The organism is Shewanella amazonensis SB2B (assembly GCF_000015245.1).
GTDB classification, from domain to species: domain Bacteria; phylum Pseudomonadota; class Gammaproteobacteria; order Enterobacterales; family Shewanellaceae; genus Shewanella; species Shewanella amazonensis.
This window is the reverse complement of record NC_008700.1, coordinates 3977650-3991605: the sequence shown is the minus strand read 5'-3', so window position 1 is coordinate 3991605 and position 13956 is coordinate 3977650. Positions and strand designations below refer to the sequence as shown.

Here is a 13956-nt window from a genome sequence, read left to right as displayed (position 1 = left end):
TACAATCAGGGGCTTCTTTATCTCTTCCGGCGGCGTTTCCCGATCATGACCATGAAACAAAGGGCCTTTCTAAAATGGGCCGGTGGCAAATTCAAGCTGATGGACGACCTGCGTCGCCATTTGCCTGAAGGAAAACGCCTGGTTGAACCCTTTGTTGGCGCAGGTTCGGTTTTTCTCAACACCCAATACGATGCCTATCTACTTTGCGATATCAATCAGGATTTGATTGGCCTCTATAAGATAGTTAAGGCGCAGCCCGAGGAGTATATTCGTGCAGCCAGGGCGCTCTTTTGTGATGAGATGAATGCCAAAGACGCCTACTACGATATTCGTAGTCGCTTCAATAAATCCAAAGATCCCTTTAGCCGCGCCGTCTATTTCCTGTACCTGAACCGTCATGGTTTCAATGGCTTGTGTCGTTACAACCGTAAGGGTGAATTTAACGTTCCTTTCGGTTCTTACAAGAAGCCCTATTTTCCCGAGCAGGAAATCCGGGCCTTTTCTATCAAGGCGCAGCGAGCCGAGTTTCGCTGTATAAGTTACGAGCAGGCGTTTGAGCTTGCGACCAGCGGCGATGTGATTTATTGCGACCCGCCCTATGCACCCTTATCGACTACGGCAAGCTTTACCACCTATGTGGGGGCGGGCTTTACTTTAGACGATCAGGCGTTGTTGGCCCGTCACTCACGTCACATTGCTGTCGAGCGTGGCATACCTGTGCTCATCAGTAATCACGATATCCCATTGACCCGCGGTTTATACCTGGGCGCCAAACTGGAAACGGTAAAGGTGCAGCGCAATATCAGCCAAAAAGGCAGTGGGCGAAATAAAGTGGATGAACTGATGGCGCTCTATGATGAAACCTTTCATCTGGAAGCGCTGGATTGATCTGCGGTTTGGCTGGAGCCGCTCTTTATTAACTCAATACCAGATTCACTACCCAGATAAGACCAAACACCATACAGGCTGCCAATAACAAGCCCATCAGAATATAGGGTATGGGTGACTTGCCGCTGAAATCCTGTTGCCGATTGGCTTCAGACTGAACCCCAAAAAAAGCGGCCAGAGTGCTGCTCAATATTTTCAGGAATCCGGTCATGGTAGCGGGGTTTAACGTTGGTTGGCTGCTGGGCTTTCGGCTGGCTGGCTGTTATGGCCATGCAGCAGTTCGAGTAAATCGAGGAAGTGGAACTGTGTAGTGCGGCTACTACCGGTGAGCCAGGATTTCCAGCTCAGATCCTGCGATTGGGTGGCGCAGCGATTGTTAGGATGACTTGCTGGTAAGCTGTTGTTGTAGCTGGTATTTGGGCTGCACACACAGGCTGTGGCACTCTGATCGCCTGCTTCTGACTGGAAAATCAAACCAGCAACCACCACAGACACTGTCGTGGATAACACCATGACGGCCTTCAGGTTAGCTAAGCGACGAGGCGCTTGTTGCGGATTCGTGGTTCCCATCGTCATTTCCTTTGAGAGAGACGTTAAAGCCATTGGTCAGGTCCAGCTTGGTTGTCGATTATAACAAAAGCGCACGCTTTTTGAACAAGTTTCTTTCAATTGATACAGCCATAGGCAGTGAATCGTCCCGTTTGCTGTGTTGGAGGCCATAAAATCGACAGAAAGTGCGGAAAAAAATAGTGAAATCGGATAAAATACGCGCCCTCTCAACCCATGCCAGAGACTCTGAATATGCGCCCTTACCTGATTGCTCCTTCTATTCTGTCTGCCGATTTCGCCCGTTTGGGGGATGACGTTAAAGCTGTATTGGATGCCGGTGCCGATGTGGTTCACTTCGACGTGATGGACAACCACTATGTGCCTAATCTGACCATTGGCCCCATGGTGTGTAAAGCGCTGCGTGACTATGGTATTACCGCCGACATCGACGTGCATTTGATGGTTAAGCCGGTGGACCGCATTATTCCCGATTTCGCCAAGGCGGGAGCCTCTATTATTACCTTCCATCCGGAGGCCTCGGAGCATGTTGATCGCACCCTGCAGCTTATTCGTGACCACGGATGTAAGGCTGGACTGGTATTTAATCCAGCCACGCCGCTGCACTACCTTGATTATGTGATGGATAAGCTGGATGTGATACTGCTGATGTCGGTCAACCCGGGCTTTGGGGGCCAGTCTTTTATCCCTGCGACTCTCGACAAGCTTAAGCAGGTTCGTGGGCGTATCGATGCCAGTGGCTACGATATTCGCCTCGAAGTGGATGGCGGTGTGAAAGAAGATAACATTGCTGAAATCGCGGCAGCCGGTGCCGACATGTTTGTGGCAGGCAGTGCCATATTTGGCAAACCGGATTACAAGGCCGTTGTTGACCGCATGCGTGCGGAGCTGGCCAAGGTAGCTGGCTGATGACACTGATGAATCGTATCCGTGCCATTGCTTTTGATTTGGATGGCACCTTGGTTGACAGTGTGCCGGATCTCGCCGCGGCCACCAATGACACTCTTCGCGAGCTGAATTTGCCCCAGTGCACCGAAGCCGAAGTGCGGACATGGGTGGGGAATGGAGCCAGGGTCTTGATGGCTCGTGCCCTGACCCATGCACTCGGGCGCGATGTGACCGGCTCTATGCTCGACGATGCCATGCCGCTCTTTATGCGCCATTATGAACGCCATTTGGAGTGTCACAGCCGTTTGTATGATGGGGTTATCGAGACACTCAACGAGCTTGCTGCCATGGGGATCCGCATGGCTATCGTTACCAATAAACCCCACAGATTCACCCTGCCATTGCTCAGGGCGTTTGGCATCGATGACCATTTTGAGCTGGTGCTCGGTGGTGATTCGCTGGAACGAATGAAACCTGATCCCCTGCCGTTGACTCACATTTTGGACAGCTGGCAGCTCGGCCGTGACGAACTCCTGATGGTGGGCGACAGCCGCAACGATATACTGGCCGCCAAAGCGGCTGGAATTGCATCCTTTGGCTTGACCTACGGCTACAACTACGGTGAAGATATTGGGCTTTCTGGCCCAGACGCCGTATGTAACACCTTTGCAGATATCTTGACTCGCCTGACGGCGACACACTAACGGAGTAAGTACATGACTAAACCCATCGTTCTCAGCGGCGCGCAGCCATCAGGCGAGTTGACCATAGGCAACTACATGGGTGCACTGCGTCAGTGGGTGGCGATGCAGGACAGTCATGATTGTCTTTATTGTGTGGTGGATTTGCATGCCATTACCGTGCGCCAGGATCCCAAGGCCCTGCGTGAGGCTTGCCTTGACACTCTGGCGCTCTACTTGGCCTGTGGTGTTGACCCGAAAAAGAGCACTGTGTTTATCCAGTCTCAGGTGCCACAGCATACTCAGCTTGGCTGGGTGCTCAACTGCTACACCCAGATGGGTGAGCTGTCGCGCATGACTCAGTTTAAAGACAAGTCACAAAAGCATGCCAACAATATCAACGTTGGCCTGTTTGGCTACCCTGTACTGATGGCAGCAGACATTCTTATCTATCAGGCCAATCAAATTCCCGTTGGTCAGGATCAGAAACAGCACCTTGAGCTGACCCGCGATATCGCGATTCGTTTCAACAACGCCTATGGCGACACCTTTACCGTGCCAGAGCCTTTCATCCCACCCGTGGGTGCCAAGGTGATGTCACTGCAGGACCCGACCAAGAAGATGTCCAAGTCAGATGACAATCGCAATAACGTGATTGGTCTGTTGGAAGATCCCAAGGCGGTATTGAAAAAGCTCAAGAAGGCCATGACCGACAGTGATGAGCCGCCTGTGGTACGTTTCGATGTAGACAACAAACCCGGCGTGTCCAACCTGCTTAGCCTGATGTCTGGTGTGACAGGGCAGAGCATCGCTTCGCTGGAAGCCGATTTCGAAGGCAAGATGTACGGCCATCTTAAGGTAGCCTGTGGCGAAGCCGTTGTTGGCATGCTGGAGCCGCTGCAGGAGCGATATCGTCAATTCCGTGAAGACAGGGCTTACCTGGATACAGTTATGCGTGACGGCGCCGAGAAGGCCCAGGCGCGTGCCGAAGTAACCCTGAAACAGGTATACGAAAAAATCGGCCTCTTGGTATAACGCCAGTCGATTTCGCTAAAAAATCAGCCCACGAGGCTGATTTTTTTATGTCTGCTATCCGGCCATCGCGGCTTGTTGCTGGATCCATTCGGCAAAGGCGGCCATTGCAGGCTCTTTCAAACGCCGCTCCCGGCAACAGAAGTGAAAACCAAACCCGGTTTCCAGTGCCGGCCAGGGTAGCGCCATCAGCTTTCCCGCGGCGATGTCGCCTTCCACAATGAAATCCGATGCCAGAGCTATGCCCTGACCGGCAATGGCCGCTTCTATCGCCAGCAGTACATGGCTGTAGCTCTGCAACTGCGCCTGGGTCAGAGTTTGCGCCTGTGACTTTGCCCAGCGTGCCCAGTCTGGTCCTATGTCTGCTTCGTCAACTGAAAGCAGCGGCAGGCTGTCAAGTCGCAGCGGCATGACCAGGGCTTCGCCAAGGGCATTGGCCAATGCCGGACTGCACACGGGAATAAGCCGCTCAGGCCTCAGCAGTGTCTGCCAAAACCCACGTTGATGCTGCTCACCGCAGATAAACATATCCGCCACCTGATCCGACAACGGCGGGTCGCCGCTGACCATCTCGAGGTGAATTTTGATCCCCGGATGCTGACGGCGAAAGTCGCCCAGTCTCGGTATCAACCACTTCACGGCGAAGGAGCTGTACACCGCCAGCCGAAGTTCACGGCTTTCAGCCTCATTCAACTGGCGACAAAGGCTATCCAGACCATCCAGCGCCGACTGCACCGCCAGAAAAAGCTGTTCTCCCTTGGGGGTCAGCGCCAGTTCGCGGCCCCGTCGTGCAAACAGGGTTTGCCCCAAATGTTGCTCCAATCCCCTGACCTGATGTGAAACGGCGCTTTGGGTCAGGCACAACTCTTCAGCGGCCCGGGAAAAGTGCAGATGACGGGCCGCAGCTTCAAAAACCTGCAGTGCACGAAGCGGAGGGAGTTTACGCATCCGAAAAGCCTGAATAGAGATGGTTGAGCATGAATCTAATTCATGATTGATAAAAAAACATCATTTTTCTTAGTTAGTTGTGGGCTATATCATGCGCTCAGTTTCATGAGCTGAGGTGATTAAAGGTGCAAAGAGCTGTACTGGCCGGGTTGTTGTTGTTGCTGGTGGGTAATGTGTTCAGCGCCCTGTACGATGTGTCTGTGAAGTGGCTGCCCGAAGATGCCAACGCCGGCAGCTTCTTGCTTCTCAGACAACTAACCTCCGGCCTGATGCTGTTGCCACTGTGGTGGCTGGCGGGCCGTCCTCAAACGCAACATTTACCAATCCACCTTTGGCGCGCCAGTGTTGGTGTTGTTGGCGCGCTTTTTTTAATTCTGGGGCTGATGGCCTTGCCACTGGCGACCGTCAGTTCGCTGTTCTATTCCGCCCCTCTTATCATCATGTTGCTTGGATGGTGGTTGCTGGGTGAGCGTGTGAGTGCAGGCCAGTGGCTGTGCGCCATCCTGGGATTTGGTGGGATCTTGCTGATCCTGGCGCCCACCCAAATTGGCTGGTCAGGACTGATGGTGCTTGGCGCTGCCGTCACTTTCTCTGTGTGTCAGCTGCTGCTTCGAAAGCTGCCCGCCACCGAAAGCCCTGTTGTAACCATATTGCTTTATAACCTGCTGGGCTTGCCGATTGCGCTTATCTTTGCCGCTTTCAATAACTTTGCCGGATTCAGCTGGGCATTACTCGGCGTGGCATTGGCGAGCAACCTGTTCTTAATGGCGTATCATTGGTTTTGTGTGCTGGCCTATCGCAGGGCGAGGGCGGCAGATATTGCCATTGGCGAGTACAGCGGCCTCTTGTTTATCGTGGCGCTGGGATGGTGGTGGTTCGATGAGTGGCCGGGGGAGCATGTGTGGTGGGGAGCCGCATTGGTGGTGCTGCCATCGCTGATTTCACCACTGATAGCCCACCTGTGGCAGGCTATCAGTGACGTTGAGGTTATTCGATGAGCTCGAAAACCTTAATGACTTTACGCACACCGGCTGTGTTACGGGCCACTTCTACCGCCAATTCAGCCTGAGAGCGTGGAATCAGTCCCAGCAGAAAGACTTCACCGTTCTCGGTGACCACCTTGACCCGGGTGATATCCAGGGTCTTCTCATTCAGCATCCGCCCCTTCACCTTGGTGGTTATCCAGGTGTCGTTGCTGCGGGTGGTGAATGAGGTGGGATTGCCGATGCGGATTTGGTTGTGGATTTTGCCCCCTAGCTTGAGGTCCTGGACCACTTTCACCGCTTTATCCCTTAGGGTGGAATTGGGCGCCTGACCAATCATCAGCACGTTGCCATTCATGACCACGGCAGTGATATTGGTTTTGGCCTTCAGCTCCTCATCTTTCATCAAGGCGCTTGAAATCACAAAGTCGGCGTTGGTGTCGTCCAATTGGGTCGCAATAGAGCGCTCGTCATTGGCCATCACGGCGCCACCGACGGCGCCTACCATCACGGCACCGGCGCAGCCGGTCAGTGTGATACAGGCAAGTGCGGTCAGCAGCAGTCGTATCATGCGTTTTCGTCCTGAGGGAACAGGGTGCGGTCGATGTTGTCGCACAGGCAGTGGATCACCAAAAGATGCACTTCCTGGATGCGGGCTGTCACATTGGACGGTACCCTAATTTCCACGTCGCTGGCACCCAGGAGTCCAGCCATGGCGCCACCGTCTTTCCCGGTCAGGGCCACGATGGTCATGTCGCGGCTCAGGGCGGCTTCCATGGCTTTAATCACGTTGGATGAGTTGCCGCTGGTGGAGATGGCCAGCAGTATGTCGCCGGGTTGGCCCAGAGCAAGGATCTGCTTGGAAAACACCTCATCGTAGCTGTAGTCGTTGGCGATGGCAGTGAGCGTCGATGAATCTGTGGTCAGCGCGATGGCAGGCAGTGGTGGGCGCTCTACTTCGTAACGGTTCAGCAGCTCGGCGGAAAAGTGCTGGGCATCACCGGCGCTGCCGCCGTTACCGCAGGCGAGGATCTTATTACCACCCAACAGGCAGGCCACCATCATCTCAGCCGCCTTGGCGATAGAATCCGGCAGAGCTTCTGCGGCATCGATCTTGGTCTGAATCGACTCGGTAAAGCTGTCTTTGATACGTTCTAACATGGTGGATCCTTACAAAATAAACTGCCGCTATCATGCCACAAAGCGGCGCGCGAGTAGAGGGCAGGGGGTGAAATTGTTGTGCACGGATGTGGCGGGTGGCTTGGTATCAAAATGCATCTTTAATCCATTCCAATTTATCCCCTGTAATGGCCACCATATCGAACCTGCAGGGGGCATCGATACGATGGCACTGAAGGTAATGGGTGGCCGCACGCCTGAGTCTTTGCTGCTGTGCGGCAGATAACGCCTGCACCGCATCACCAAAACCTTTTGGGGTACGGAATTTGACTTCCACAAACACGTACACGCGCCCTTCCCGCATTACTAAATCAATCTCGCCAAAGGGGTAACGCACATTGCGCGCCTCGAGCCTCAGCCCATGGGCGCACAGGTGCTTCATTGCTCTGTCTTCAGCGAGCTGGCCCGGGTTCACAGAGGCCTCAATACACCGCGCTGGATTTTGCCCCAGGAGAGCTGACGCTTGATGAGTCCGTCGTGGGTCACCGACAGTACGCCGCCACGTCCCTGGAACTGGAAACCCGGGAAGGCGCGCATTTGCGCCAGTTTACCCACCAGATCCAGTGCATCCCAGCCCATGATAAACAGGCGTTTCTGCCCGTTGTTCCAGGTTGGCCATAACTCATTGATATCCCTTGACTCACCGCTCAGGTGCATCAGCCAGGGAATGTCACTTACCATGACATTATTGAATTCCTGTGGCACCTGACGGGCGTTGTCCTGGGGTCTGGCGCGGCTTGAGGTGTACATAGGGACAGGATCGGCAAATACCGAAAAACTCACATCGATAAAGGGTTTGAGCAGCTGTATCTCCTGCGGGCTGGCAATCATATAAATGGCATCCACGTCTTCGCGGGAGCGGAACTCGGCCTCAAGCCTGCGACCAAGGATCTCTTTCATGCGGGCGATGCGGGCCTCACTGTCCATCACGCCCAAGGCGCGCTGAACCGTGAGCTTCATTTCATTACCTTGCTCGAAATAGTGGACTTCGGCCACGTCCCCGGTTTGTTTGTGCCAGGTTTGGTTAAAGGCTTCGGCCATACGGCGGCCGGTGGCGTCGGCGCTGGCGAGTAGCAGCGGCTTTTCTACGCCATCACGATACAGGCGTTCGGCTGCATCGCTGGCCTCTTCCGACGGCGACAGGGAAAAGTAAAACTTATCGACATTGGCCTGATAAGTGCCAATTTGATTGAGATACAACTGAGGCACCGAGGGTCCTTGTGCTTTTGGCAAGGCTTCGATGGCTTCGATGCTGCTTTGCAGCAGCGGGCCAATAATAAATTCGGCCCCTTCAGCAAGCGCCTGCTGATAAGCCGCAACGGCATTGGCGCCACTGTCGTAAAAACTCACCTTGGTGTTGCTGTCATCTGCCGCCAGATAACCCGCCAGTATGCCTTGCTTGATGGCGTAGCCGGCAGAGGCCGCGCTGCCGGAAAGGGGCAAGAGCACGGCGATGTGGCGCGCCTGATAAGGCTTGGCGTTGAGGGCGCGGTCCAAATCTGACGGTAAACGGTTAGCGGCTGGATGGAATGGGTTTTCCCGCTGCCAGTCACCCAGGAAACGTACCAGAGTTTGCGGGTCAACGGCATAGTGTTTGGCGATAAAGGCCAACTGCAGCCAACCCTTGTACATTGGCGATGTGGCTTCTTGCATAAAGGTTTCAATGGTCTCTTCATGCATGGGCGCCAGAATGCCCCACAGGCGATCATTCACTTCGGCCGCTTCGGTGGCATTGAGATACTTGCCCAGCTCGGCCAGTTCTCGCACCTCGTCCATGGGCTGCTTTTTAAGGCGGAAAAGCTGTGCCCGCAGCTGATGATAGGACACCCACTGCCAATCCGGCAGCTTCCAATGGCTGGGATAAACCAGGGTTTTCAGCGCCGCCGCAGTATCACCGGATTGTTCCAGTGTCCGGGCGGTGAGGTATTTGAATTCGGCCTGGATTTCCGTGTCCTGCGCCAGATTGCCTCTGATGGCGCCGAGCAGTTGGGCCGCGCCCTGGGGATTGGATTCATTCAACAGGGCGTGGGCGGCCAGTAACTGGTAGCGGCTGCGGGAGGCGGCATCTTTGGCCGAATCGGCCAGCGCCAGATATTGGCTGGAAGACAGCTCGGCCTTTACCAAAGAAACGGGTCCCTGTGGCTGGCTGACATCTGTCCCTGGAGTGCCTGCGCAACCTGCCAATAACGACAGAAACAACGCAACACCTGCTAATTTCAATTGATTCCGGCTTTTCAACACTTGGCTTCACTCTGGTAATATGCTGAGCTCAGTTTAACCTTCTCCGGCCCGGGGTTAAAGCCTTGGCCATCATACTCCAGAGGTAATTATGTCCCTGCCCCCAGCGCTTTATATCGTTCCGACCCCCATAGGCAACCTGGGAGACATGAGCCCGAGGGCCGTTGAAATCCTCCAATCCGTGAGTTTGATAGCCTGCGAAGACACCCGCCATTCGGGTCGACTCTTCAGCCATTTTGGTATCAGCACCCGTACCACGTCGGTGCACGATCACAACGAGCGTGCCCGTGCCCAGTGGATTATTGAGAAACTGAGTCAGGGTGACGCCGTGGCGCTGGTGAGTGATGCAGGCACGCCGCTGATATCTGACCCCGGCTATCATCTGGTGTCCCAGGTGCGTGAAGCTGGATTTGCCGTGATCCCTTTGCCAGGCCCCTGCGCCGCGATTACTGCGCTCAGTGCGTCTGGCCTGCCTTCCGACCGCTTCTCATTTGAGGGCTTCCTGCCTGCCAAAGACAAGGGCCGCAACGATAAGCTGACTGCGCTGCGGGAAGATCCGCGCACCCTGATTTTTTACGAATCCCCCCACCGTATTCTGCAAACACTCGAAGCCATAGTGGCTGTGCTGGGTGGCGAAAGGCCCATGGTGATGGCGCGGGAGCTGACCAAGACCTTCGAAACTTTTTTGAGTGGTACTGCGGCCGAGGTATTGGAGAAGGTAAAGAGTGATGACAATCAGCAAAAAGGTGAGATGGTGCTGATGTGCCACGGCTTTGTGGCCGAGGAAACTGAAGAAGCCATTCCGGCCAAGGCGATGGAAACACTGGCACTACTGGCCACTGAATTGCCACTGAAAAAGGCCGCCGCCATGGCTGCACAAATTCATGATTTGAAGAAAAACGCCCTCTATAAAGCGGGTCTGGATGCCGGATTGTAACATCTGAACCGAGGGGGAGGTCGAAAGCCCTTGGTGAGCTGGGATGCTTAGGCTATAATCCGCGCCGAGTCGACTGGGCAGTCGCTGCGCTCGCAAGAGCGGGGAGGAAAGTCCGGGCTCCATAGAGCAGGGTGCCAGATAACGTCTGGGCGGCGTAAGCCGACGACAAGTGCAACAGAGAACAGACCGCCTGCCTTCGGGCCGGTAAGGGTGAAACGGTGCGGTAAGAGCGCACCGCGCGACTGGCAACAGTTCGTGGCAAGGTAAACTCCACCCGGAGCAAGATCAAATAGGGTTCCTTATGGCGTGGCTCGCGTTGGAACCGGGTAGATTGCTTGAGCCTGCGAGCGATTGCAGGCCTAGAGGAATGGCTGCCACTCCTTTCGGGGAGAACAGAACCCGGCTTACAGGTCGGCTCACCACATTAGAAAAGGCCGCTTTCGAGCGGCCTTTTTGCTTTTTAGATCAATATATTATTTTGCTGTTGTTGTCTTCCTGTATCAGTGGCAGCGGCATCCCTAAAAATGATTTTTTACCAGGAATCGCCACTCCCAGCTGTCCACATGCTCGCCACTGCCGAAAGGCACCGTCAGGTCAATGTGGGCGATATTGCCGTAGCTTGAGCGGGATGAATAGATTCGGGCCCCAATACCAATAGAGGCTATGGGGTCCCGGGTTTCGTTCAGCTCTGCCTCGGGGCCGCCAAAGGCTTGTCCTACATCGATAAACGCCGCCCAACCCAGTTCTGCCAGTTGATACAGGTTGATATTGGGATAGTTGCGGATTTCGGCGCTTACTAGCCAGTGATGGTCCCCATGCTGGTAGTCATTTGGATAGCCCCTGAGTCCGGTTTCGTCACCGAGGGCAATGGTCACATCCCCGTAGGTGTTGTTGGAGGTGCCCAGCACTGCCTTGCCGTAAGCTGTCCATTTGGGATTAATCTGATAAAAGTACTCGGCGATGCCCTGCAGCTGATAATTGTCTTTTTGGGTGGTATTTAATGTGGCTCTGCCTTTGAGCCATAACAGTAGCAGGCTGTCTTCGCTGGCAAAACCACGGGAAGAGGCCATGCTCAAATGCACACCCGGTACATCCCCATCAGTGTCCTGAACCTCCAGTCCGGCGGTGAAATAATGCTGCCAGCCCAGGTTAAAGTCTTCGTTGTAGTTGATGAGGTGGACGTTTCTTAAGACCCGGTAGTCATCCTGAATATACTGCCAACCTATCCAGGGGTAGAGAAAGTCTCTGTCTGTTGGCAGTTCGGCGGCTGGGTAGAGATTTGTGGGTTCAAAACTGTGTTTATCTTCGGTGACCCCGATTATCCACCGAGTCAGGTGGTCACTGTTTTTGTCGGAAAGCCAGCCATAACGCAAGTTAATGTAATCGACGCTGTGGGAAAATTCATTCACTTCTACCCCATTTTGGCGCAGGGTATCGGTGCGCTTGTCGTGGAGCACCTCGGCTGAATACATCAGCTTGCCATCGAGGGTATAAAAAGGACGGTCGAAATACAGGTAAGCGGCTTCCCCATCGCTGTTGTCGTAGAAATCGGCGGCCAGTCTGCCATGGGGTACTATAGTGAGTGGTATATCAAAGGCAACCTTGTAGCCGGTTCTGTCGCGTTCGGATTGATATTTAAGGCGGGTTTTTATCCCTGTACCCAAGAGGTTGTCTTCTTTGATACCGAATGAATATTTGGTGTCGCCGCCGTTATGACTGGCGCTGACCGTAGGCAGCAATGACCAGTTGTCCCAGGTTTCGACCACCACATCTCTGTGGCCGTTAGCTTCATCGGCGTCCGGGTCTTTTTCGGCAAACTTGATGGTGGCATCCCGCAGGTAGGGTTCGGCCCGCAATAAGCGCTGCGCCTCATCCAGGTCTTTTTGCGTAACGGCATCGGCTTCGTTAAAGCTGAGCAGGCTTTTTACCGTGGACTCCCGGGTATTGATGTGCAGGAAGTTAGCCCAGCGATGAATAAAAAAGGTGTCGGGATCTGACTCATCAAAAATGGGATGGCTGATAACCAGTATTTTGCCAACCTCGGCGCTGTCTGCACCATCGGCAGTGGCTTCCGAGGGCGTTTCGGCCTGCGCACCGAAGGCCATCGGCAGGGCCAACAACAACGCGCCTTTCAGTCGAAGCTCTGTTGCCATTTTCATCCCCTCTGCCACCTTGGTCTCTACATTTTATTAACACCACAAGCGAAGGGATAGTCAAGGCAAGGTAATAAAAAACTTAAAATTTTACTTAAGCTTAAGTGCAACTATGGATGGATTTCGGGGTTGATGACATTGGCCATCAACCCCTATTTTTCAGAGGGTTCTGCGCGGTGGCACTGCCACGTTGGCAAAGATGAGCCCGGCAATGAGGGACATGAAAATCAGGAAAATCTGCGAGCCCAGATGCGCCTGATTGAGCATAGTCTCACCCGAAATAAGCACGTTCAGGCCTATGTAGGTTTTGCTGCCGGGAACCAGAATAACGATCCCCTGCAGCAGGGCAATGGAGGCCGGTGCCTTCATCCAGCGAGCGAACAGGTTGGAATAAATACCCACGGCGAAGGCGCCGATAAAAATACCTATGCTGTCGCCAAGGTAGATACCGCCGGCCATGGCGGAAAAGAAGGCCACAATGCCGGCCAGCACGCCCCATGGCGCGTCCTTCATTCGGGCTTTAAAGATAATCACCAGCGCCATGGACAAAATGGGTACCGCCGACCAGATGGCCAACCGGGGAACGGGCTGAGACTCCATATAAATGGCCTCACCAAACAGGGCCTTGCCCACAACCAGCCCGAGAATGGCACCAAAATACAGCTTAAACAGCAGCATGACCGCATCCATGATACGCATGGTGCCGGACATCAAATCCCGTGCGGCGAGCTCTGCTAATCCCAGCGTCAGGGCGAGGCCGGGAATGAAGATAATGATGCCCGACAGGATAACCACGGGAATATTGATGCCCGGATCGTATTGGCTGATAAAGGTGGCGCCCAGGGCGCAGACGATGGCGGCCAGCGGCTCCAGCATCTCCGCCATACGTTTGGATCGCTCGGCCCGGTACACCAGCGCATAAACTATCAGCCCGAGCAGACCCGACCAGAGTACATCGTTCCAACCCGAACCCATCAGCATGGCAAAGGCGGCAGCCGACGAGCCGAACGCCAGCAAGGTCAGCAGTGGGCCATAGGGGTTGGGTTTATTGATGATTTCTTCCAGGCGGTCCATGGCATCCTGCAGAGTGCGCTTGCCGCTGATCAGTTCATCCACCAGTTCATCGGTGCGGGCGAGGGAGCCCAAATCCAGCTCACCGGGCTTCACCCGGGCGACGTGGTTATATTCCTGATCGGCATCGTGTTGCAGGACGAAGGTCATGGAGGTGGGGGATATCAGGAAATATCCCTCGATACCCAACATTCTGGATACATTTTGCAAGTGGGTTTCGAGTCGGTAGGCCGGCGTGCCAAATTTGTGCAGAGCCTTTCCCAACTTAATGATAAACCTGCGCTTTTCGATAAATTCTGCGTTGTCCACGCCTTGTGTGTCCACCCTGTAGATTAGTCGGCCTGCCCGCGACTGCACGGGCGCGCGGATCATACCCCAAGTTGCAACCGGGG

The 13956-nt window shown here is 54.4% G+C and carries 15 protein-coding genes and 1 other RNA gene; 7 read left to right on the top strand and 9 right to left on the bottom strand.

Annotation, left to right across the window (positions count from 1 at the left end):
• Positions 1-45 precede the first annotated feature (45 nt).
• Positions 46-888: a Dam family site-specific DNA-(adenine-N6)-methyltransferase gene (locus tag SAMA_RS17515; protein WP_011761472.1), complete on the top strand. Its 843-nt coding sequence runs from the start codon at positions 46-48 to the stop codon at positions 886-888.
• 28 nt (positions 889-916) lie between these two features.
• Here SAMA_RS17515 and SAMA_RS17510 read toward each other — a convergent pair whose 3' ends face one another.
• Together SAMA_RS17510 and SAMA_RS17505 are read right to left on the bottom strand one after the other, a co-directional pair.
• On the bottom strand, positions 917-1078 hold the full coding sequence (locus tag SAMA_RS17510) for a DUF2970 domain-containing protein (RefSeq protein WP_232280501.1): 162 nt from the start codon (positions 1076-1078) through the stop codon (positions 917-919).
• A 32-nt stretch (positions 1079-1110) separates the two neighbouring features.
• Positions 1111-1458 (bottom strand): hypothetical protein, encoded by a 348-nt coding sequence (locus tag SAMA_RS17505; protein WP_041409940.1) that lies wholly within the window; start codon positions 1456-1458, stop codon positions 1111-1113.
• A gap of 231 nt (positions 1459-1689) precedes the next feature.
• Between SAMA_RS17505 and rpe the strand changes: the two genes are divergently transcribed.
• From rpe to trpS, 3 genes are read left to right on the top strand one after another with little or no spacing between them, the layout of a single operon-like run.
• Complete coding sequence (rpe, locus tag SAMA_RS17500; RefSeq protein WP_041409939.1) at positions 1690-2364, top strand: ribulose-phosphate 3-epimerase; 675 nt, start codon at positions 1690-1692, stop codon at positions 2362-2364.
• Positions 2364-3047: a phosphoglycolate phosphatase gene (locus SAMA_RS17495; protein ID WP_011761468.1), complete on the top strand. Its 684-nt coding sequence runs from the start codon at positions 2364-2366 to the stop codon at positions 3045-3047. The genes rpe and SAMA_RS17495 overlap by 1 nt, the downstream gene beginning before the upstream one ends.
• Positions 3048-3059: 12 nt before the next feature.
• Positions 3060-4058: a tryptophan--tRNA ligase gene (gene trpS / locus SAMA_RS17490; protein WP_011761467.1), complete on the top strand. Its 999-nt coding sequence runs from the start codon at positions 3060-3062 to the stop codon at positions 4056-4058.
• A gap of 54 nt (positions 4059-4112) precedes the next feature.
• On the opposite strand, the gene SAMA_RS17485 is transcribed toward trpS, so the two are convergent.
• Positions 4113-5003 carry a LysR substrate-binding domain-containing protein gene (locus tag SAMA_RS17485; RefSeq protein ID WP_011761466.1) on the bottom strand — a complete coding sequence of 297 codons (891 nt, stop codon included), beginning with the start codon at positions 5001-5003 and terminating at the stop codon, positions 4113-4115.
• A gap of 125 nt (positions 5004-5128) precedes the next feature.
• On the opposite strand from SAMA_RS17485, the gene SAMA_RS17480 reads away from it, so the two are divergent.
• Complete coding sequence (locus SAMA_RS17480) at positions 5129-6001, top strand: DMT family transporter (protein WP_011761465.1); 873 nt, start codon at positions 5129-5131, stop codon at positions 5999-6001.
• On the opposite strand, the gene SAMA_RS17475 is transcribed toward SAMA_RS17480, so the two are convergent.
• The 4 genes from SAMA_RS17475 to SAMA_RS17460 form a co-directional block, all read right to left on the bottom strand.
• Positions 5991-6557 (bottom strand): BON domain-containing protein, encoded by a 567-nt coding sequence (locus SAMA_RS17475; protein ID WP_011761464.1) that lies wholly within the window; start codon positions 6555-6557, stop codon positions 5991-5993. The two genes, SAMA_RS17480 and SAMA_RS17475, sit on opposite strands and share 11 nt — an antisense overlap.
• Entirely contained in the window at positions 6554-7147 is a 594-nt protein-coding gene (locus SAMA_RS17470; RefSeq protein WP_011761463.1) for a phosphoheptose isomerase, read from the bottom strand. Before SAMA_RS17470 ends, SAMA_RS17475 begins: the two co-directional genes overlap by 4 nt.
• 106 nt (positions 7148-7253) lie before the next feature.
• Positions 7254-7580, bottom strand: coding sequence for a YraN family protein (locus SAMA_RS17465; RefSeq protein WP_011761462.1), 327 nt, complete (start codon positions 7578-7580; stop codon positions 7254-7256).
• Positions 7577-9406, bottom strand: coding sequence for a penicillin-binding protein activator (locus SAMA_RS17460; protein WP_041409938.1), 1830 nt, complete (start codon positions 9404-9406; stop codon positions 7577-7579). The genes SAMA_RS17465 and SAMA_RS17460 overlap by 4 nt, the downstream gene beginning before the upstream one ends.
• Positions 9407-9494: 88 nt before the next feature.
• Here SAMA_RS17460 and rsmI point away from each other — a divergent pair, with 88 nt between their 5' ends.
• Both rsmI and rnpB read left to right on the top strand, forming a co-directional pair.
• Complete coding sequence (gene rsmI, locus SAMA_RS17455) at positions 9495-10340, top strand: 16S rRNA (cytidine(1402)-2'-O)-methyltransferase (RefSeq protein ID WP_011761460.1); 846 nt, start codon at positions 9495-9497, stop codon at positions 10338-10340.
• Positions 10341-10405: 65 nt separating this feature from the next.
• An RNA gene (rnpB, locus tag SAMA_RS19275) (RNase P RNA component class A) lies at positions 10406-10763 on the top strand.
• A 95-nt stretch (positions 10764-10858) separates the two neighbouring features.
• On the opposite strand, the gene SAMA_RS17450 is transcribed toward rnpB, so the two are convergent.
• Both SAMA_RS17450 and SAMA_RS17445 read right to left on the bottom strand, forming a co-directional pair.
• Complete coding sequence (locus tag SAMA_RS17450; RefSeq protein ID WP_408640217.1) at positions 10859-12493, bottom strand: BamA/TamA family outer membrane protein; 1635 nt, start codon at positions 12491-12493, stop codon at positions 10859-10861.
• A gap of 159 nt (positions 12494-12652) precedes the next feature.
• Positions 12653-13873 (bottom strand): threonine/serine exporter family protein, encoded by a 1221-nt coding sequence (locus SAMA_RS17445; protein ID WP_041410642.1) that lies wholly within the window; start codon positions 13871-13873, stop codon positions 12653-12655.
• Positions 13874-13956 lie beyond the last annotated feature (83 nt).